The sequence below is a fragment of the Belnapia sp. F-4-1 genome, assembly GCF_000802185.1.
GTDB lineage: Bacteria > Pseudomonadota > Alphaproteobacteria > Acetobacterales > Acetobacteraceae > Belnapia.
On sequence record NZ_KN676113.1, the window covers coordinates 3,827,769 to 3,846,791 of the forward strand.

At 70.5% G+C, this 19,023-nt stretch carries 17 protein-coding genes; 11 read left to right on the forward strand and 6 right to left on the reverse strand.

The features are described 5' to 3' along the window. The 3 genes from LH62_RS31565 to LH62_RS18165 all read left to right on the forward strand — a co-directional run. Positions 1-435: acyl-CoA dehydrogenase family protein (locus LH62_RS31565; protein ID WP_255360001.1), on the forward strand; the 435-nt coding region annotated here is incomplete at its 5' end. Continuing rightward, positions 432-2,537: an acetate--CoA ligase family protein gene (locus LH62_RS30395; protein WP_236552574.1), complete on the forward strand. Its 2,106-nt coding sequence runs from the start codon at positions 432-434 to the stop codon at positions 2,535-2,537. The genes LH62_RS31565 and LH62_RS30395, both read left to right, overlap by 4 nt. Continuing rightward, positions 2,534-3,172 (forward strand): TetR/AcrR family transcriptional regulator, encoded by a 639-nt coding sequence (locus LH62_RS18165; protein WP_052214654.1) that lies wholly within the window; start codon positions 2,534-2,536, stop codon positions 3,170-3,172. Before LH62_RS30395 ends, LH62_RS18165 begins: the two co-directional genes overlap by 4 nt. Before the next feature lie 105 nt (positions 3,173-3,277). On the opposite strand, the gene LH62_RS30400 is transcribed toward LH62_RS18165, so the two are convergent. The 3 genes from LH62_RS30400 to LH62_RS18175 all read right to left on the reverse strand — a co-directional run bounded on the left by LH62_RS30400 (position 3,278) and on the right by LH62_RS18175 (position 5,777). Further along, positions 3,278-3,580, reverse strand: coding sequence for a hypothetical protein (locus LH62_RS30400; RefSeq protein ID WP_144404527.1), 303 nt, complete (start codon positions 3,578-3,580; stop codon positions 3,278-3,280). Next, positions 3,577-4,878, reverse strand: coding sequence for a cystathionine gamma-synthase family protein (locus LH62_RS18170; protein WP_043363493.1), 1,302 nt, complete (start codon positions 4,876-4,878; stop codon positions 3,577-3,579). The genes LH62_RS30400 and LH62_RS18170 overlap by 4 nt, the downstream gene beginning before the upstream one ends. Before the next feature lie 200 nt (positions 4,879-5,078). Then, entirely contained in the window at positions 5,079-5,777 is a 699-nt protein-coding gene (locus LH62_RS18175) for a GntR family transcriptional regulator (protein ID WP_043363494.1), read from the reverse strand. A 70-nt stretch (positions 5,778-5,847) separates the two neighbouring features. On the opposite strand from LH62_RS18175, the gene LH62_RS18180 reads away from it, so the two are divergent. The 7 genes from LH62_RS18180 to LH62_RS18210 all read left to right on the forward strand — a co-directional run bounded on the left by LH62_RS18180 (position 5,848) and on the right by LH62_RS18210 (position 15,126). Beyond that, positions 5,848-6,684, forward strand: coding sequence for a fumarylacetoacetate hydrolase family protein (locus tag LH62_RS18180; protein ID WP_043363495.1), 837 nt, complete (start codon positions 5,848-5,850; stop codon positions 6,682-6,684). A gap of 16 nt (positions 6,685-6,700) precedes the next feature. After that, on the forward strand, positions 6,701-7,570 hold the full coding sequence (locus tag LH62_RS18185) for a polysaccharide deacetylase family protein (RefSeq protein WP_043363496.1): 870 nt from the start codon (positions 6,701-6,703) through the stop codon (positions 7,568-7,570). 134 nt (positions 7,571-7,704) lie between these two features. Further along, the gene (locus tag LH62_RS18190) at positions 7,705-10,026 is read left to right on the forward strand and encodes a xanthine dehydrogenase family protein molybdopterin-binding subunit (protein ID WP_043363497.1); all 2,322 of its coding nucleotides are present in this window, start codon (positions 7,705-7,707) and stop codon (positions 10,024-10,026) included. Positions 10,027-10,073: 47 nt separating this feature from the next. Then, positions 10,074-11,348 carry an MFS transporter gene (locus tag LH62_RS18195; RefSeq protein ID WP_043363499.1) on the forward strand — a complete coding sequence of 425 codons (1,275 nt, stop codon included), beginning with the start codon at positions 10,074-10,076 and terminating at the stop codon, positions 11,346-11,348. A 221-nt stretch (positions 11,349-11,569) separates the two neighbouring features. Further along, a complete protein-coding gene (locus LH62_RS18200) occupies positions 11,570-12,160 on the forward strand; it encodes a hypothetical protein (protein WP_043363501.1) in 591 nt (196 codons plus the stop codon). A gap of 2 nt (positions 12,161-12,162) precedes the next feature. Continuing rightward, the gene (locus LH62_RS18205) at positions 12,163-12,903 is read left to right on the forward strand and encodes an SGNH/GDSL hydrolase family protein (RefSeq protein WP_201445536.1); all 741 of its coding nucleotides are present in this window, start codon (positions 12,163-12,165) and stop codon (positions 12,901-12,903) included. 66 nt (positions 12,904-12,969) lie between these two features. After that, positions 12,970-15,126, forward strand: a complete 2,157-nt coding sequence (locus LH62_RS18210) for a type IA DNA topoisomerase (RefSeq protein WP_082012646.1) — start codon at positions 12,970-12,972, stop codon at positions 15,124-15,126. A 16-nt stretch (positions 15,127-15,142) separates the two neighbouring features. Here the strand turns inward: LH62_RS18210 and LH62_RS18215 are convergent, their stop codons facing one another. Together LH62_RS18215 and LH62_RS18220 are read right to left on the reverse strand one after the other, a co-directional pair. Beyond that, complete coding sequence (locus LH62_RS18215; protein ID WP_043363502.1) at positions 15,143-16,339, reverse strand: CaiB/BaiF CoA-transferase family protein; 1,197 nt, start codon at positions 16,337-16,339, stop codon at positions 15,143-15,145. A gap of 61 nt (positions 16,340-16,400) precedes the next feature. After that, positions 16,401-17,333: a glycine reductase gene (locus tag LH62_RS18220; protein ID WP_043363503.1), complete on the reverse strand. Its 933-nt coding sequence runs from the start codon at positions 17,331-17,333 to the stop codon at positions 16,401-16,403. A 109-nt stretch (positions 17,334-17,442) separates the two neighbouring features. On the opposite strand from LH62_RS18220, the gene LH62_RS18225 reads away from it, so the two are divergent. After that, positions 17,443-18,681 (forward strand): MFS transporter, encoded by a 1,239-nt coding sequence (locus LH62_RS18225; protein WP_201445537.1) that lies wholly within the window; start codon positions 17,443-17,445, stop codon positions 18,679-18,681. Between the two features lie 14 nt (positions 18,682-18,695). On the opposite strand, the gene LH62_RS18230 is transcribed toward LH62_RS18225, so the two are convergent. Then, positions 18,696-18,980 carry a hypothetical protein gene (locus tag LH62_RS18230; protein ID WP_144404528.1) on the reverse strand — a complete coding sequence of 95 codons (285 nt, stop codon included), beginning with the start codon at positions 18,978-18,980 and terminating at the stop codon, positions 18,696-18,698. Positions 18,981-19,023 lie beyond the last annotated feature (43 nt).

Consider the following 19,023-nt stretch of genomic DNA (forward strand, 5'->3'; position numbering starts at 1 on the left):
CGCGACCTCGGCGCGCTGCTGACCTGCGTGGAAGCGGTCTCGGCCGCCGGGGCGCTGCTGGAGCAGACGATCGACTACCTGCTGAACCGCGTGCAGTTCGGTGTGCCGCTCGCCTCGCACCAGGCGCTGCGGCACCGGGTGGCGGAGATGTATGTCGAGTACGAGAACCTGCGCGGCCTTGTCCTCCAGGCGCTGCGCGCGGCCGGCGCGGGGGATGGGATGCCCTGGCGCGACATCGCCTTCGCCAAGCTGCGGCTGGGCGAGGCCGGGCGCTTCATCGCGCAATCCGCCATCCAGTGCCATGGCGGCATGGGCATGACCGAGGCCCTGCCGGCCATCCGCCTGGCGCGGCGGATCATGATGGCGGAATTCGAATTCGGCGACCGGGCCTTCCACGCGCAGCGGCTGCTGGACGCCTCGCGGAGGGCGGCATGAGCGACGCCATGCACCCGCTGGAGCGGATGTTCCGGCCTCGCTCGGTCGCCGTCATCGGCGCCTCGGGCGACCCCGACAAGCTCGGCGGCCGGACGCTGCTGCACCTGAAGGAGCTGGGCTACGGGGGGCGAATCTACCCGATCAACCGCAGCGCGCCTGAGGTGCAGGGCCTGCCCGCCTGGGCCAGCGTCGCCGAACTGCCCGAGGTGCCGGACAGCGCGCTGATCCTGCTGCCCGCACCGATGGTGGAGCGGGCTTTGGAGGACTGCGCCGCGAAGGGCATCCGCCATGTGCAGGTGCTCTCCTCCGGCTTCGCCGAGGAGGGCGGCGAGGGCATTGCCATGCAGGCGCAGCTGGCCGAGACAGCGCGACGGCACGGCATCCGCTTCACCGGGCCGAATTGCCTCGGCAGCATCAGCCCGCCGGACGGGTTCTTCGGCACCTTCTCCAGCCTGCTCGCAACCGCGCGGCCGGGGCCGGGGACGGTCGGAGTGGCGACGCAGAGCGGCGCCTATGGCTCCCATATCTACGCCGTCGCGGGCTTCCGCGGCATCGGCATCAGCCGCGCCATCGCCACGGGCAACGAAGCCGATATCGATGTGGCGGCGGCGATCGACTACCTGGCCGATGATCCCGGCACGCGGGTGATCTGCGCCTCGCTCGAAGGGTGCCGCGACGGGGACGGGTTGCGCCGCGCGCTGCTTAAGGCCGCGGCGGTGGGCAAGCCGGTGATCGTCATGAAGGTCGGCAGCACCGAGGTAGGCGCGGCGGCGGCAGCGACGCATACCGGCTCGCTTGCCGGCGAGGACCGGATCGTCGATGCGGTGTTCCGCGAATGCGGCGCGCTGCGCGTGGCCTCGATCGAAGAGATGCTGGACATCGCCTATGTCTGCTCCCTCGCGCCGCTGCCGCCGGGCCCAGGGGTCGGCATCCTCAGCGTCTCGGGCGGCATCGGCGTGCTGATGGCCGATGCCTGCATCGAAGCGGGGCTGTCAGTGCCGGCCATGTCGCCCGAGGTGCTGGCGGAGATCCGCGCCATCCAGCCCGTCGCCGGCGGACGCAACCCGATCGACACCACCGCGCAGCTCGGCGGCCGGATGCATGTCTTCGAGGGTATCAGCCAGGCGATGATGCGCGGGGCGGAGCTGGGCTCCGTCCTTTTCTACCTCGCGCATATCGGCCGCAACGTGCCGCGCTTCCCGCCGCTGGAACGCTCGCTGGTCGCGCTGCGGCGCAACTTCCCCGACCGCCTCGTCGTCGCGGTGATGACGCATGTGGAGGAGGTGCGGCTGCGGCTGGAGGCGGAGGGCATCCCCGTCTTCGAGGATCCGACCCGGGCGGTGCGCGCGGTTGCCGGCGCCGAGCGGCTGCGGCGGCTGCGCGTGGAGGCGGAGGCGCTGCCGCCGGTGCCCGCCCTGCCGGCTTTGCCGGCGCTCGGCGGGCATGAGGCGGCGGCGAAGGCGGTGCTGGCCGCGGCGGGCCTCCCGGTGCCGCCCGAGCGGACTTGCGCGACGGCCGAGGACGCCGTGCGGGCGGCCGAAGCGATCGGCTTCCCGGTGGTGGCGAAGATCCTGTCGGAGGACATCCCGCACAAGACCGAGGTGGGCGGAGTGATGCTCGGCCTCGCCGATGCCGCGGCGGTAGAGGGCGCCTTCGCCGAGCTGCTGCGGCGCGCCCGCGCGGCACGGCCGGAGGCGCGGATCGAGGGCGTGCTGATCGCGCCCATGCTGCGCGGCGGGGTAGAGACGATCATCGGCACGCTGCGCGATCCGGTCTTCGGGCCGATGGTGATGTTCGGCCTGGGCGGCGTCGCGGTGGAACTGTTTGCCGATGTCGCCTTCGCCTCGGCGCCGCTCTCCCCGGCGCGGGCGGCCCGGCTGGTGGACCGGGTGCGCGGGGCGCGGCTGCTGGCGGGCTGGCGCGGCGGTCCTGCGCTGGACCGCGTGGCGCTGGAGGCGGCGCTGGTGGCGGTCGCAGGGCTGGCCGCGGCGCGGCCGGAGATCGCCAGCATCGACGTGAACCCCTTCCTGGTGCAGGAGAGAGGCGGCTTCGCGCTGGATGGCGTCATCCTGACGCGGGATGGGCCACCGGGAGACGCATGAAGAACCTCGCCGATATCCTGGAGCTGGATGGGCCCGCCGGGCCGCCGACGGAGCGGATGCTGCAGATCCTGACCGAGGCCTGCCGGCTCTTCGCCACCCGCGGCTTCGACGGCGTCTCGGTGCGCGACATCGCGCAGGAATGCGGGATCTCGAAGGCGACGCTCTACCACCATTTCCCGGACAAGGATGCGATCCTGCGGCCGCTGGTGATGGGCATCACCCGGTCGCTGCACCAGCGCGTGCTGGGGGCGATCCGGCCGGAGGCGGACCCGGCCGAGAAGCTGCGTGCCTTCATGACGGAGAGCGCGCGCTTCTTCGAGGAATACCGTTGGGCCTTTATCGTGTCCTCCACCGTGTTCTGGACCGACCCGCAGGCGCGGCAGCGGCGCCAGCGGATCGAGTGGCGCGACCGGCACGAGGCGTTGCTGCGCGGCATCCTGGAGGAGGGAGTCCGGAGCGGCGCCTTCCGGATCGCGGATACCGGCATGGCGGGGCGCCTGGTGCTCGGTGCGCTGAACTGGATGCCCAAATGGTACGACCCGAAGGGGCCGCTGCCGGCAAGCGCTATCGCCGAGCAGTTCTGCGGGATGCTGTTGGGGGGGCTGGAGGCGATGCCGGGCGCTGCTGCGTCGTAACCCTGCGCTGCTCGGCGACGGGGTCGGCCACCTTGTGCGGCTTCGCGCTGGCCGTCGTCGCCACGGAAAGCCTCGTCCGCCCATCCTCACGCTGTAAGACGGCCTCTACCGCCTGGACATGCTGATGGCGGAGCGCTCGGTCAGCACGAACACCGCGGCGGCCGGGTGAATGCCAGCCTGATGAACCTCTGACGGTCGGCGATATCCCTTGGCATCGGGTGCGGCGTCCATTCGCACTGGCTCACGCATCTGCTCCGGCTTGTTGTTCGCCGGGCAAGCTCCGGCCGGGTGACGCCAGCTGATCGGAATCGCCCCAAGGGCGGGGGCATCGTGCCGTGCCCGCTTCGGCACTCCGCCGGTGCATTTGCCGGACCGCATCCCGCCGGACAATGCCACCCGGTCGGTCAAGCCTTCCGCGGGTCGCCGTCCAGCTGCGCCAGGGCCTGCGCCAGGTCGGCGATCAGGTCGTCCACGCGCTCGATGCCGATGCTGAGGCGGATGAGGCCGTCGCTGACGCCTATGCGGGCCCGGAGCTCGGCCGGAACTCCCGAATGGGTGGTCGAGGCGGGGTGGCTGGCCAGGGACTCGGTGCCGCCCAGGCTCACGGCCAGCTTGAAGACGCGCAGCGCATTGAGCGTCCGGAACGCCTCGGCTTCGCCCCCCTTGATCTCGATGCTGAAGGTCGAGCCCGGGCCGCTGCATTGGCGGTCATAGACGCGCCGCGCCGGACCATCCGTGGCTGGCCCGCCGAGCGCGTGCACGGCCGCCACCTTGGGATGGTCGGCGAGGAAGCTGGCGATCGCCTCCGCATTCGTGGCGGCTGCCCGCATCCGCAGCGAGAGCGTCTCCAGCGATCGTCCCAGCATCCAGCAGGAATGCGGGTCGAGCTGGGTGCCGATCGCGCCGCGCAGGAGGCGGACCGGGCGCAGCCGGGCCTTGCTGCCGATGGCCGCGCCGGCGATGAGGTCGCTGTGCCCGCCGACATACTTGGTCAGCGAGTAGACCACGATGTCGATGCCGTGCCGGAGCGGCTGCTGGAACACCGGGCCGAGCATGGTGTTGTCGCAGACCACGATCGGCCGGTGGCCCTGGTTCGTGGCGATGCGGTCGGCCTCGGCATTGACCAGGGCGAGGTCGACCAGGCTGTTCAGCGGATTGGACGGGGTCTCGACCAGGATGACGCTCACGCGCCCCCGCGCCTCGGCGCGCCGGGCGGCCTCGCCGATGGCCACGGCACTCAACCCGTCGGGAAAGCCCTCCGCGGCGATGCCGAATTCGGTCAGGGTGCGGGCGAGCAAGGTTTCCGTCCCGCCATAGAGCGGTTGGCTGTGCAGGACGGCATCGCCCGGCCTGGCATAGGTCAGGATCGTCGTGGCGATGGCCGCCATGCCCGACCCGAAGACGAGTGCCGCCTCGCCATCCTCGTAGATCGCCAGACGATCCTCGACGATCTCGCTGTTGGGATGGTTGAAGCGGGAATACACCAGCCCGGCCCCGCCCTCGGGCACCTCCTTCCGGCCCGCCACCACGTCGAAGTAGTCACGTCCCTCTTCGGCCGAACGGAAGACGAAGGTGGAGGTCAGGAAGACGGGCGGCTTGACCGCACCTTCGGATAAGCCGGGGTCGTAGCCGTAGCCCAGCATCAGCGTTTCAGGGGCCAGCCGGTGGTTGCCGATGCTGGTATGGTGGCTGCGATCCTTCGCCATGGCTGCCGATCCTCCAACATCGCCGGGGCTGCCGGCCGGAGGCGTCACCGCCGGCCCAGGACGCCCGGGCACAGTCTGCCGCATCCATCCAGCGGGATGCCAGGCTTTACGCTCGGCCCGCTTCCTCGCCCGCGCCGCCTGACGGCAAGGCTGCTGCCAGGGACGCCACGGCAGCGGGACGCCGGCGCACGGGGCGCCCGCTACGGAGCCGCCGCCCCAAGGAAATGCCCCGTGCGCCGGTAATGCGAGTCGAGAAGCATGCAAGCCTCCTCGCTTCGCCGGCCGATCGCGGCCTCGCATATCGCCTTGTGCTCCGCAGCGACGTCGCGCTGCGGCCAGGCGACCTGGTTCGACAGGTTGCGAAACCGCAGGGCGCGATCCTGCAGATCGGCGCAGAAGGCCAATAGCGCCTGGGCGCCGCACCCGCCGAGCAGCGCCAAGTGGAAGGCGCGATGGCAGGCTTCCCAGTCGGGGTTGGGGATGAAGCGGTCCGGCTCGGCCGATCGCGGCGTCCGCGCCAGCCGGTGATGCGAGACGAGGACCCGTTCCTCCCACGCGGCATCGCCCCGCGCGATGGAAGCCCTGAGCGCTGCGGCTTCGACCAGGCACCGGGTTTCGATCAGGTCCCGCAGGATCTCCGTATCGGCCGGGGCGACCCGGAAGCCTCGCTGGTCCACCCGCAGCACCAGCCCTTCGGCGGCGAGCTGGCTGAGCGCTTCCCGGATAGGCGAGGCGCCGGTGCCATACCGCTCCCGCAGGCCCTCGATGCGGAGGCGGCTGCCCGGTGGGTGCAGGCCCTTCAGGATGTCCCGCCGCAGTTGCTCCATCACCTGCCGCGCCAGGGTAGGGGCCGGATCGGTCTCCGCCACTTCAACGAGGTTTCGGTCCGGTATTGCCATTTTGCCGCCGAAGGGGTTGCGTCTAAGTTCTTTATCGACAAAACTGCCGCTAACCAAGCTGGAAACGTCCATGCGCCTTGTCACATTCCGCCACGGTTCCGCTGCGGCCCAGTTCGGGATTCGGGAGGGCGACCGCGTCCGGCCCATCGCGCCCGCGACCGAGACCGCGGTGCTGCAGGATCTCGACGGTGCTGCCCGCGCTGCGACCGGGCCTTCCATCCCCCTTGCAGAGGTCACCTTCCTCCAGCCGGTCCTGCGGCCCGGGAAGGTCATCTGCATCGGCCTGAACTATGTCGATCATGCCAAGGAAGGCGGCAACCCGATCCCGGACTACCCGGCGGTGTTCCTCCGTGCGGCGACGTCCCTGGTAGGGCCAGGGCAGGCGATCCTCCGCCCGGCAGCCTCGGAGAAGCTCGACTACGAGGCGGAGCTCGCCATCGTCATTGGCAAGCCGGCCCTTCGGGTCCACGAGGCCGAGGCGCTTGGCCATGTCGCCGGCTATTCCTGCTTCAACGACGGCTCGCTGCGCGACTACCAGCGCAAGTCGACGCAATGGACCATGGGCAAGAATTTCGACGCGACAGGCGCCTTCGGTCCCGAGATTGTCACCCCCGACGAACTGCCCGAGGGCGCGCACGGCCTGCGGATCACGACCCGCCTCAACGGCCGGACGCTCCAGGACGGCAACACCCGAGACATGATCTTCGGCGTTGCCCGCACCGTCGCGATCCTTTCCGAGGTGATGACGCTGGAGCCCGGCGACGTGATCATCACCGGTACGCCGGCGGGCGTCGGCTACCCGCGCAAGCCGCCGGTCTTCATGCAGCCCGGCGACACCTGCGAGATCGAGATCGAAGGCATCGGCCTGCTCTCCAATCCCGTCGCCGATGCGCCCGCCGCGGCCTGAACCAGGGAATCACCAGATGACCAGCATCCGCCGTGCCGCCGACAGCTTCCGCTTCCCGGGCGATCGCCGCGTCGGCATCGTGTTCAACATCGCCTATGAGGGCTGGTCGGAAGGGCAGGTGCCTGGCATCGGCCCGATGGGAAACCCGCTGAAGCCCGGCTTCTTCGATGCCAATGCCGCCTCCTGGGGGCTCTACGGCCCCAGCCGTGGGATCTGGCGCGCGCTCGAGATCGCGGCCCGCAACGGCATCCGCACCAGCGTCATGACGAACGGCGTCCTGGCCGAGAAATGGCCGGAGACCGTGCGCGCCATCCATCGGGCCGGCCATGAGATCGTCGCCCATTCCTACGGCATGGACGTGATCCCCGTGTATCTGGACGAGGCTGGGCAACGGGAGAACATCCGCCGCACCACCGGCCTCATCGCCGATCTCACCGGCGCGGCACCGCGGGGGTGGATCAGCCCGCGCGGCACCGGCAGCCCGGGCCATACCGACCTTCTCGCCGAGGCGGGCTACCTCCACGACGGCGACTGCAACGACGACGACCTGCCTTATCTGGAAACGACCAAGGGTGGCCGCGACATCGTCCGCATCCCGCTGATCATGGACGTCAACGACCTGCCCAGCGCCATCCGCTACGGCAACAACGCCCGCGCCATGCTGGAGCAGTTCGAGGATGCATTCGCCGCCATGCGCGAGCGTGAAACCAAGCCGGTCATGCTCGACGTGACGATCCATACCCACGTCTATGGTCGCCCGGCCGGCGCCTGGGTGTTCGACGAGATCATGCGGCGGGTCAAGGCGGCGCCGGATGTTTGGACCGGCACCCGCCTGGAGGCGGCCGAGCATGTACTGGAGCAGCGCGGAGCCTTGGCCGGCGCTTGACGGAGGCCGATGCCGCCATCCGGCATGTCCCGGCTCATGCGGGTGTGCGGCGTCTCCAGGCAACCGGCTGCGATCCGGGCGGCCCCGGCGCCGCCATGGGGCGCCGGGCGGGCATCACTCTGGAGTAGGCAGCGATGAGCATTGCCAGGCCCACCCGTCGGCGCGAGGACCGCCGCTTCCTGACCGGCGGCGGGCGCTACGCCGACGACATCGACCTGCCCGGCCAGGCCTTTGCCACCTTTGTCCGCAGCCCCCATGCTCATGGCAGGATCCGCGGCATGGAGCTCGATGCCGCCCGTTCGGCGCCGGGCGTCCTTGGCCTCTACGTCGCGGCCGATCTGGAAGCGGCGGGCATCGGCCCGATCCCCTACCTGCCGATGCCGAAATTCCCGCTGGCCACTCAGATCGACGCGCCACGCCCGGTGCTGGCCGCCGGCCGGGTGCGCCATGTCGGCGAGCCGGTGGTGCTGGTGGTGGCCGAAACCCTTGCCGAGGCGCAGGACGCGGCGGAACTCGTCGGGCTCGATATCGACGCCCTCCCTGCTGTCGCCGGTACCGCCGCGGCCGTCGAGCCGGGCGCTCCGGCCGTCTGGGACGAGGCGCCGGACAACGTCGGTCTCACCTGGCGCGGCGGCGACCAGGCGGCAAGCGACGCCGCCTTCTCCCGCGCGGCGCATGTCACCCGTCTGCGGCTGGTCAACAACCGGGTCGTCGCCAACCCGATCGAGCCGCGGACCTGCATCGCCTCCTATGAGGAGGCCAGCGAGAGCTGGCAGCTGATCGCCGCCTCCCAGGGCGTGCAGTACATGCTGCGGGTGCTGTGCGAGCACACTCTCCGGGCGCCACGCGAGCGCATGCTCGTCTTCACCCATGACGTGGGCGGCGCCTTCGGGGTGAAGGAACAGCCCTATCCCGAGGACATCGCCATCCTCCATGCGGCCCGGATGCTGGGCCGGCCGGTGAAGTGGCGCGGCACCCGCACCGAGCATCTCCTTTCCGACAACCATGCGCGGGATTCCGTGCTCGACGCCGCCCTGGCGCTGGACGCCGAGGGCGGGTTTCTCGCCGTGCGGCTCGAAGTCCTGAACGCGATGGGCGCCTACTATTCGGTGCATGGCCCGTTCGTCATCATCCGCAACACCACCAATGGGCTGCCGCTGGTCTACCGGACGCCGGCCATCGACGTGACGGTGAAGCTCGTCCTCAGCAACACCGCCTCCACCGGCCCCTATCGCGGCGCCGGGCGGGAGGCGGCGGCCTATGTCATGGAGCGGCTGGTCGACCAGGCGGCGCGCGAGACGGGGAGGGACCCGATAGCGCTGCGCCGGCAGAACCTCATCCCGACCGAGGCGATGCCCTACCGGTCGCCCTCGGGGCGGCTGTACGACAGCGGCGACTTCGCCCGCGTGCTCGACCGCGCCCTGGAGCTGGCGGACTGGGAGGGCTTCGCCGCCCGGGAACGCGCCTCGGCAGCGGCCGGGCTGATCCGTGGCCGCGGGCTTTGCAGCTTCCTCGAATGCGTCGGCGGCCTGCTCTACGAAAGCGCCGACATCCGCTTCAACGAGGCGGACGGCATCGACATGGTGGTCGCCACCCAATCGAGTGGCCAGGGCCATGAGACGAGCTTCGCCCAACTGGTCGCCCACCGGCTCGGCGTGCCGGAAGAGGCGGTGCGGCTGCAACAGGGCGATAGCCGCGACGTGCCGCGCGGCCTGGCCTCGATCGCCTCCCGCTCGATGCTGATGGCGGGTTCGGCCATCTCCCTCGCTTGCGACACCGTCATCGAGAAGGGCAGGCGGGCTGCCGCCCATCTGCTCGAGGTCGCCGAGGCGGACCTCGAATTCGGGGATGGGGAATTCCGCATCGCCGGTACCGACCGCGGCATCGCACTGCTGGATCTTGCACGCCGCCTCCGCATGGAGGGGGGCTTGCCCGAGGGGATGCCGGCCAGCCTCGACTCCACCGGCGATTTCGACACGGAGGAGCTGAACTTTCCGAATGGCTGCCATGTCTGCGAGGTCGAGATCGACCCGATGACCGGCACGATCCGGGTAGCCCGGTACACGGCGGTCGATGATGTCGGCGTCGCCATCAATCCGATGATCGTACATGGCCAGGTCCAGGGCGGCGTGGCGCAGGGCCTCGGCCAGGCCCTGATGGAACACATCGTCTATGACCCGGAGGGACAGCTGCTCTCCGCCTCCTTCATGGACTACGCGGTTCCCCGTGCCACCGATGTGCCCGACCTGGCGGTCGGCCTGGTGGAGGTGCCGGCCCGCAGCAATCCCCTGGGCGTCAAGGGCGCGGGGGAGTCAGGCGTCAGCGGCTCCCTTGCCGCGGTCATGAATGCCGTCGCCGATGCCCTCGCCCGGGCCGGCGCGGTCCCCGAGATCGACATGCCCGCGACACCGGAAAAGGTATGGCGCGCCCTGCAGCGCAAGGCGGGGGCGGCTTAGGCACAACAATGCGTCCGGGACCACCGGCGGACAGGAGGAAAGCCAAGATGTCACAGGCAACCAAGGACAGCGGCGGCGCGCCTTTGGCGAGCGGGCAGAACCTCAACTGGTACGGCCAGCTGAGCGTGCCGGAGCGGCGGACCTTCTGGGCTTCCTTCGGCGGCTTCGCGCTCGATGGCATGGACATCCTGCTCTACAGCTTCGTCATCCCGACGCTGATCGCAGCCTGGTCGATGACCCGGGCCGATGCGGGCATCATCGCCACCACCGCTCTCCTCGTCTCCGCGGCCGGTGGATGGATCGGCGGCATCCTGTCGGATCGCTACGGCCGGGTCCGGACGCTGCAGATCACCATCCTCTGGTTCTCGTTCTTCACCGGCCTGAGCGGGCTGACCAACTCCTTCGAGCAGCTGCTGGTGGTGCGCGGCTTGCAGGGCCTCGGCTTCGGCGCCGAATGGGCGGTGGGTGCGGCGTTACTGGGTGAGATGGTCCAGCCGCAGCACCGCGGCAAGGCGCTGGGCTTCGTCCAGAGCGCCTGGGCGGTCGGCTGGGCGGCCTCCGCGCTGATCTATACCGCGACTTATGCCCTGCTGCCGGAGAGCATTGCCTGGCGCATCCTGTTCTTCATCGGCCTGCTGCCGGCGCTCTTCATCTTCTACCTCCGCCGCTACGTGCCGGAGAGCAGCCTGCTTGAGGCCGAGCGTAGGACCGGCGATACCGGGCGCTTCGCGGAAATCTTCTCGCCGGCCCTGCTGCGCACCACGCTCTTCGCCGCCCTCCTCGCGATCGGTGTCCAGGGTGGCTACTACGCGGTGATGACCTGGCTCCCGACTTTCCTGCGCACGGTTCGGGGCCTGACGGTACTGAATTCGGGCGGCTACCTGGCAGTGGTGATCGTCGCCGCCTGGTTGGGCTACGTCGCAGGAGCCTACCTGACCGACGCCATCGGGCGACGGCGCTGCTTCGCCCTGTTCTCGGTGTGCTCCATCATCACGGTGCTGGCCTATACGATGATCCCGGTCAGCAACGGCATGATGCTGGTGCTCGGCTTCCCCTTGGGCTTCTTCGCCTCGGGCACCTATAGCGGACTGGGCGCCTACTTCACCGAACTCTTCCCGACGCGGGTTCGCGGCTCCGGGATGGGGTTCGCCTATAATTTCGGCCGCGCCGTCGGCGCCACCTTTCCGACACTGGTGGGCGTCCTTAGCGCGGACATGCCGCTCGCCACGGCGATCGGCCTGTTCACCGCCTCGGCCTATGCGCTGGTGTTCATCAGCATCTGCGTCCTGCCCGAAACCCGGGGACGCGTGCTGCAGGCGTGATGAGGCCCGGGCAGGGCCGGTGGCCGAGCTTGCCCTGCCGGCCCGCCAGATCCACGCCGGGCGGGCTGCGGTGACCGCAGCAGCGACGCCATGGCCTGACGCCTGCCTCGCGGGTTGCGGCACGTGAATGGCCGAGGCGGGCCGGCTGCCGTTCCTCGGGTGGCAACCGAAGCCGGTGCCGCAGGTTCTCTCTCGACCTCCAACGCAACTGCGAAGATTTCATGCGGACCATTTCGGAACAGCGGCTGTTCGATGCGCTCGCCACGCTTTCCCACGCCTTCGCGCAAGGCGGCGTCCCCAGCATGCCCGGTGGGGATGCCGTAGCGGAGGACGGCGCCGGCGAACCATCCCCGGCGATCACCGCCATGGATGACGAGATGCGCGAGGTGCTGGGCGAGGCGGCCCTTGCCGTTGCCTTCGGCGCCTTCGCCTCGCGTGGCGGGGATGGCGGGCCGATCCACACCCTGATCGCCGCCATGGGCCTCATGGCCATCCGCAGCGGGGAGGAGCCGGACCCGCCCGGCGAGATCCTCGGCATCGCCGCCCGGGACGAGCAGGTGGAAACGGAGATCGACCGGGCTGGGGAGGAGATCGACCGGCGCTTCGGGCGGGAGGCCGTGGCCGAGGACATCACCGCGGCGCTGGAAGCGCGGCTGATCGGCACGGCCATCACCCTGGCCGGCTGCACGCTGCCGGAGGGGGTGGATGGCCAAGCGGCGGTGCGCCTGCGTGCCGCGCGCTGCTTCGCCAGGCTGGCCGCCGGGCTGCTGGCGATGGACGCCGCCGGTACGATGCCCGGCAAGGAGGCCTGACCGTGAAGGCGCCGTTGACCGGCCGCCGGTCGGCGGTCGGCGCCGGCCTGACGGTGCTCGCCACCGGCGAGGCGGCTGGCCAGGGCGGCGATGCGGGACATGTCGTGCTGCTCGGCGACTCGATCTTCGACAACAAGGGCTACGTGGCAGGTGGGCCGGATGTGGTCGCGCATCTCCGGAACCGGTTGCCCGCTGGCTGGCGAGGCAGCCTGGCTGCGGTGGGTGGCGCAGTGGCGGGCGACGTCGTCCGCCAGCTCGGGCGGGTGCCGCAGGGGGCCAGCCATCTCGTCGTCAGTGCCGGCGGCAACGACGCCCTGCGGCAGGAAGCCATCCTCGGCCAGGAGGCCCGAAGCGTGGGCGAGGGACTGGTCCGGCTGGCCGCCGTGGTGGACCGCTTCCGCCAGGATTACCGCGCGATGCTCGATGCGGTGCTGGCCCGCCGGCTCCCCACCGCGGTCTGCACCGTCTACGATCCCCGCTTCGCCGATCCGCAGCGGCAGCAGCTGGCGGTCGCCGGGCTCGTCCTGTTCAACGATGCCATCACGCGCGAGGCTTTCCGGCGCGGCCTGCCGCTGATCGACCTGCGGCTCGTTTGCGACGAGGCGGCGGACTTCGCCAACGCCATCGAGCCCTCCGTCCAGGGCGGCCGGAAGATCGCCGGGGCCATCGCCCGTTTCGCCCTCGACCGGCCAGGGGGGCGTTCCGTGATCTACGGGGGGCAACTAGGCGGCTCTGCGGCATAGCCGCGGGCGATGAAGGTGGTGGCGCCCGGCATCTGGAACGGATAATGAACGCCCGAAAGGGTGAGCATGGCCGACCAGATCGTCATCACCGAGAAGACCAGCCAGGCGAAGGATGTCCGCGCTGCGGTCGGTGGCCGCTACGGGATGATTCTCCCCGCCGAGGGGCATCTCTTCAACCTCCTCGAGCCCGAGGAGGTGGTGCCGGAGTGGAAGCGCTGGCGGCCGATCCTGCTCCGGCCCAGCGGCCTGTACGGCACCAAGCCTGCCACCGGCGGCAACAAGGCCGCGAAGCTCAAGGCGATCCGCGACGCCCTGCGCCAGGCGAGGCAGGTCTGGCTGGCCACGGACTGCGACCGCGAGGGCCAGCTCATCGGCCAGGAGATCCTGGAGCATTACGGCTATCGCGGCACCGTCATGCGGGTGATCTTCACCGCCCAGGACCCGGAGACCATCCGCACCGCCTTCGCCAGGGCGAAGCCCAATGCCGATTTCGCCCGGCTCTACGCGGCCGCGGTTGCCCGGCGCCAGGCTGACCAGATCTACAACCTTTCGCTCACCCGCACCGCCACCGTGACCCTGGCGGGCGGTGCCCGGGCCGTCATCGGCGTCGGCCGGGTCAAGACGCCGACCCTCGCCATCGTCTGCCGGCGCGAGCTCGAGATCCGCAATTTCGTGCCGCAGGCCTATTTCGAGGTGGTCGCCACGGCCCGGGCCGAAGCCGGGGCGCTGCAGATGCGGCATGCACCGAAGGAGCGAATCCTGAAGCGCGAGGAGGCCGAGGCGATTGCCGCCGCCGCCGAGGGCTTCACCGGCCCGCTCGCGGTGAAGGTCGAGGACAAGCGCCAGGGCCCACCCCGCCTGCATGACCTGCCCTCGTTGCAGAAGCTTTGCGGCTCGCGCTTCGGCTGGTCGGCGGCGCGGACGCTGGAGGTGGCGCAGGAGCTTTATGACGGGCAGGGCAAGAAGGTCATCACCTATCCGCGGGCCGAGACCCGCTACCTGCCGGAGAACCTGATCGCAGACGTGCCGCGGATCGTGGCCGGGCTCCAGGTCGGGCGGGCCTTCGGCGCCATCCCGGTGCCGCAGCCGCCGGTCATCCGCCGTGGCGCGAGCGGTCCCTTCCACGACCGGGGCCTGGCCGGAGCCAGCCACCATGCGGTCATCCCCAACGTCAACACGGTCGATACGCTGCGCGAGGTCTGGCCACGCCTGAGCACCGATGAGCGCAGGCTGTTCGACGTCATCGCCCGCGCCTACCTGGCGGCGATGATGCCCGATTTCCGCTACCGGCAGACGACCGTCACCCTGGATGTCGGCCCCCACGCCTTCCGCGCCGCCGGCCGCCAGCCGATCGAGCTCGGCTGGCGGGCCGCCTTTCCCGACTGGCAGCCGGCGGAAGAGCGGGGCGAGGAGGCGCAGATGCTGCCCCCGCTCCGGCATGGCGAGACGGCGCTGCTGCGCGATGCCAAGGTCGAGGACAAGGAAACCCGTCCGCCGCCGCGCTACAACGAAGGCACGCTGATCGAGGCCATGCAGAACGCCTGGCGCTTCGTCGAGGACGAGGCGCTGCGGGACCGCCTGAAGGAGGCCAAGGGCATCGGCACGCCGGCCACCCGTGCCGAGATCATCCGCGGCCTCAAGGCGCAGGATTTCCTCGCCACGGAGGGCAAGAACATCGTCCCCACGGAGCGCGGCCTTTCGCTCCACGCGGTGCTGGAGAGGGCGGACCCGGCCCTGGTCGACCCCGGGGTGACAGCGCAGATGGAGCGGCTGCTGGACGAGGTGCTGGTGGGGCAGCAGGAGATGGTGGGTGCCATCGATGCCGTCTGCGCCCAGGCCAGCCGCATCATCGGCCGGCTGCAGGACGGTGCGGCCTCCGTCGACGCGGCCGCGCTGAGCAGGGCGGTCCCGGACCGCGGGGCAGACCGGCCGCCGACCCCGGCCATGAAGCGCTTCGCCGACAGCCTGGCGCGGCAGAAGGGGCTGAAGCCGCCGCGTGGCTATGCGACCTCCGGTGCCATCTGCCGTGCCTTCCTGGACCAGCACGCATCCAGGAAGGCTGGAGCCCCGGGCGTCGACAGCCCAGGTGACGGGCGAACATCGCCTGTGGCGGACACTACGGCAGTACCTCGCCGGCCGAAGCACAGCGACACACGCATGGCGGCACCCGCCGCCGACCGGAAACAGGGTCCGAGGCGCCGTAAGGCAAAGCGGCCCGGGTGAGGCGGGGCAGCGGCCGTCAGATGACCCCCGCCTCCCGGAAGGCGGCGATCCGCGCCGCGTCGTAGCCCGCCGCCGCCAGCACCGCCTCGGTGTCGGCGCCGAGGGCCGGGGCCGGGCGGTCCAGCCGCGCTGCGCCATGCGCCAGGCGGAAGCCGGTGGTGGCGAAGCGCAGCCTTCCCCAGGGCGTCTCCACCTCCTGCAGGGCGTCCCGCGACCGGATCTGCCGGTGCTCGATCACCTCGTCGACCCGCCAGATGCGGGCGCAGGGGGCACCGGCGGCGTTCAGCCGTTCCTCCCACTCGGCGGCATCGGCGGCGGCGAGCGCCCCCTCGATCACGTCGCGCAGCAGGGCGGCGTTCTCCAGGCGGAGAAACCAGTCGGCCAGGCGCGGCTCCTCCAATGCATCGGCGCGGCCGATGGCGCGCAGCAGGGCCTCATACTGCCGGTCGGTGTTGACGGCGAGCAGCAGGTGGCCGTCGCGGGCGCGGAACAGGTTGGCCGTCGCCTTGCGGCTGACCGCCTGGTTGCCCCATTGCTGCTGCTTGTGGCCGGCGACGGTCCAGTCCGCCACCTGGCCGCCGAGGAAGGCCAGCGTCGATTCGAGCATCGATACATCGACCCGCTGGCCCTGCCCGGTATGCGTCCGCTGGTGGAGGGCGGAGGCGACGCCGAAAGCGGCCGTCATGCCGGAGAGCTGGTCGCAAACGGCGAAGCCGGCGCGCAGCGGGTCGCCGCCCGGATGGCCGGTCATCGCCATGATGCCGGACATGGCCTGGATGCGGCCGTCATAGCCCGCTTCCAGCCGGTCGGGCCCCGTCTGGCCGAAGGCGGAGACGCTGCAGAAGATCAGGCGCGGGTTGACCTTCGACAGCGCCTCGTAGCCGAGGCCGAGCCGGTCCATCACGCCGGGGCGGAAATTCTCCATCACCACATCGGCCTCGGCAGCGAGGCGGAGCAGGATCTCCCGCGCCTCGGGCTTCTGCAGGTCGAGGGTGAGGCTGCGCTTGTTGCCGTTCACCGCCTGCCAGGCGGAGGCCATGCCGCGCTCGGCCCATTCGCGGGAAAGCGGCGTGCGGCGCATGTCCTCGCCCTCGCGGCGCTCGACCTTCACCACATCGGCCCCCAGCAGGGCGAGCTGGTAGCTGGCGAAGGGGCCGGCGAGGACCTGGGTGAAGTCGAGGATGCGGATGCCCTCGAAGGGGCGGGCGGTCACGCCGCCCTCCGGTCGCCAGAGGGCCGCAAGGACCGGAGGCGTGAATCGGCGGGCTTCATCATTACGCCGCCTTCTCGCGCAGGTCCTTGGCGATGGCCTTCTGGCGGAGGAATTCCTCCTTGCGGCGCGCCAGCTCCTCGGCGCCGATCTGCTCGAGGTTGAGGTAGTCGAGCTTCCACTCCCCCGTCTCGTCCCAGCGCTGGGGCGATTGCAGGGTGGTGCGGGGGCCGACCGCCGTCTCGAGCAGCCGGAGGGCGAGCTCCAGCGTCATCGCCTGGCTCCCAGCGTCATGCGGACGGCCGGCGGCATTGCCGAGGGGGAAGTCGCTGAACAGGAAGCGCGGCACGCCGCAATGCTCGACGATGTCCTTGGCGCAGCCGAGCACCACCGTCGGGATGCCGTGCTGCTCCAGGTGGCGGGCGGTGAGACTCACGGTCTGGTGGCAGACCGGGCAGTTGGGCACGAGCACCGCGACATCCGCGCCGTCGCGCAGGCAGCGGGAAAGAATCTCCGGGCAGTCGGTCTCGACCGTGTGGCGGTGGCTGCGATTGGTCGGCGCGCCCTGGAAATGCTCCGTCAAGGCGCCGATCCGGCCCGCGGCGGCGGCATCGCGCATCGCCTGGAGCGGGAACCAGGCGTGCATGTCGGTCGCGGGGCTGTGCTTCCGGTCATAGGCGATATGGGAAACGCGGAGGTCATGCTCCTCATCCGTGCGGCCGGAATAGACCTCGTAGAATTTGGCCGAGGAATTGTAGGGCGCCCCTGGCCCCTGGTCGCCCTTCGCGGGGTCGAAGGGGGCGGCGGTCGTGATGAGGGTGACGCGGCTCTCGGCCAGCGGCTTGCGGAGCGGGGAGAAGGGCACCTCTCGGTAATGCGCCCAGCGATAGGGGTCGTAGCCGATCGCCCGGTAATACTCGCGGGTGCGCTGCATATAGGGGATCGGGCTGTCGTAATCCGGCGCGAAGCCCATCGCCCGGTCGATCTCCGCTGTCATGGTTCGTTTCTCCCGAATGGGCAGAGGCTAAGCCTGCCCGCGCCGGGGTCAAGCATAGCGCCTGATCCGCGCTCCTGGCATGCTGTGAAAAATGTCAGGAGGAAACCGCATGGCTCCCGCATGCGATGGCGTGGACTCCCGTTATGCCTGGCTGCGACTCGCCGCCTCGGTGGCGCTCAGCACGCTGGGTGGGGTCGGGCTCTGGTCCATCGTCGTCGTGCTGCCGACGGTGCAGGCGGAATTCGGCACGCTTCGGGCCGGGGCGTCGCTGCCCTACACGCTGACGACGCTCGGCTTCGCGGTCGGCGGCGTGCTGATGGGCCGGGCGGCGGACCGGTTCGGGGTGATGGTGCCGGTGATCTTCGGCACCCTGGCCCTGGCGGCGGGGTATATCGGCAGCGCCTTCGCCGGCAGCATGGCCGGGTTCGCCGTCACCTACGGGGTGCTGGTCGGGCTGCTGGGGTCCTGCGCCACCTTCAGCCCGCTGGTGGCGGATACCTCGCTCTGGTTCGCGCGGCGGCGGGGGCTGGCGGTCTCGCTCTGCGCCAGCGGCAACTACTTCGCCGGGGCGCTGTGGCCGCCGGCTCTGTCGCATCTGATCGAGACGGTGGGGTGGCGGCAGACGCATATCGGCATCGGGGTGTTCTGCCTCGTCACCATGCTGCCGCTCTCGCTCGTGCTGCGGCGGAGGCCGCCGGCCCAGGCGGCCCCGGCGCCGGCGCAGGCGGGCAACCGCGGCACCTTCGGCCTGCCGCCCAATGCCTTGCAGGCCTTGCTGATGGTCGCCGGCATCTCCTGCTGCGTGGCGATGGCGATGCCGCAGGTGCATATCGTCGCCTATTGCGTCGATCTCGGCTACGGCGCGGCGCGGGGGGCGGAGATGCTCTCGCTCATGCTGGCCTGCGGGGTCGTGAGCCGGCTGGCCTCGGGCTGGATCCTCGACCGGATCGGCAGCCGGGCGACGCTGCTGCTCGGGGCGGCGTTGCAGGCGGTGGCGCTGTCGCTCTTCCTGCCCTTCGATGGGCTTTCCTCGCTCTATGCGATCTCGGCCGTGTTCGGCCTGTTCCAGGGCGGGATCGTGCCGAGCTACGCCATCATCGTCCGCGAGAGCTTTCCTGCGCGGGAGGCGGGGTTCAGGGTCGCGCTGGTGCTGTCCTCGACGCTGGTCGGGATGGCGCTCGGCGGGTGGATGTCGGGGGCGATCTTCGATGCGACCGCCTCCTACAAGATGGCGGTGATCAACGGCCTTGCCTGGAACGCGGTGACCATGGCGATCGCGGCCTGGCTGCTCTGGCGGGGGCGGCCCGAACTCCGGACGCCACCGGCCCGGCCCGCCTGGCAGTCATGATCCCGACCCGCGCGTCAGGCGCGCGGGATGGGAGGGGTGGCGACGACGGTATCCTCCTCGTCGTCCTTCGGCGCGTAGGGCGACACGTAGCCCACTTGGCTCTGCATCATCACCAGGATGCCGGCGACCATGCCGGCGACGGCGACGAGATGGCTCCATGGGCCGGACTGAGGGTTCAGCCAGTTCAGAACCCACATCACCGCTGTGATGGCGGCGAAGGCGGTGATCCAGAGCCATAGATTGGCGGAAAGGTTCGCCCCCGCATAAGCGGCCGACGCCCGGTAGACCCGCATTGGCATGTGACGATTCCTTCCTGTCTTGTCCTGGACCCGGCGAGGCGCC

What these genes read in the sequence shown, in the direction of transcription:
- LH62_RS18190 (WP_043363497.1), top strand. Translation starts at nt 7,705, where the DNA reads ATGAGCATTGCCAGGCCCACCCGTCGGCGCGAGGACCGCCGCTTCCTG.
- LH62_RS30395 (WP_236552574.1), top strand. Translation starts at nt 432, where the DNA reads ATGAGCGACGCCATGCACCCGCTGGAGCGGATGTTCCGGCCTCGCTCG.
- LH62_RS18230 (WP_144404528.1), bottom strand. Translation starts at nt 18,980, where the DNA reads ATGCCAATGCGGGTCTACCGGGCGTCGGCCGCTTATGCGGGGGCGAAC.
- LH62_RS18210 (WP_082012646.1), top strand. Translation starts at nt 12,970, where the DNA reads ATGGCCGACCAGATCGTCATCACCGAGAAGACCAGCCAGGCGAAGGAT.
- LH62_RS18220 (WP_043363503.1), bottom strand. Translation starts at nt 17,333, where the DNA reads ATGACAGCGGAGATCGACCGGGCGATGGGCTTCGCGCCGGATTACGAC.
- LH62_RS18180 (WP_043363495.1), top strand. Translation starts at nt 5,848, where the DNA reads ATGCGCCTTGTCACATTCCGCCACGGTTCCGCTGCGGCCCAGTTCGGG.
- LH62_RS18170 (WP_043363493.1), bottom strand. Translation starts at nt 4,878, where the DNA reads ATGGCGAAGGATCGCAGCCACCATACCAGCATCGGCAACCACCGGCTG.
- LH62_RS18165 (WP_052214654.1), top strand. Translation starts at nt 2,534, where the DNA reads ATGAAGAACCTCGCCGATATCCTGGAGCTGGATGGGCCCGCCGGGCCG.
- LH62_RS18195 (WP_043363499.1), top strand. Translation starts at nt 10,074, where the DNA reads ATGTCACAGGCAACCAAGGACAGCGGCGGCGCGCCTTTGGCGAGCGGG.
- LH62_RS18175 (WP_043363494.1), bottom strand. Translation starts at nt 5,777, where the DNA reads ATGGCAATACCGGACCGAAACCTCGTTGAAGTGGCGGAGACCGATCCG.
- LH62_RS18225 (WP_201445537.1), top strand. Translation starts at nt 17,443, where the DNA reads ATGGCTCCCGCATGCGATGGCGTGGACTCCCGTTATGCCTGGCTGCGA.
- LH62_RS18200 (WP_043363501.1), top strand. Translation starts at nt 11,570, where the DNA reads ATGCGGACCATTTCGGAACAGCGGCTGTTCGATGCGCTCGCCACGCTT.
- LH62_RS18185 (WP_043363496.1), top strand. Translation starts at nt 6,701, where the DNA reads ATGACCAGCATCCGCCGTGCCGCCGACAGCTTCCGCTTCCCGGGCGAT.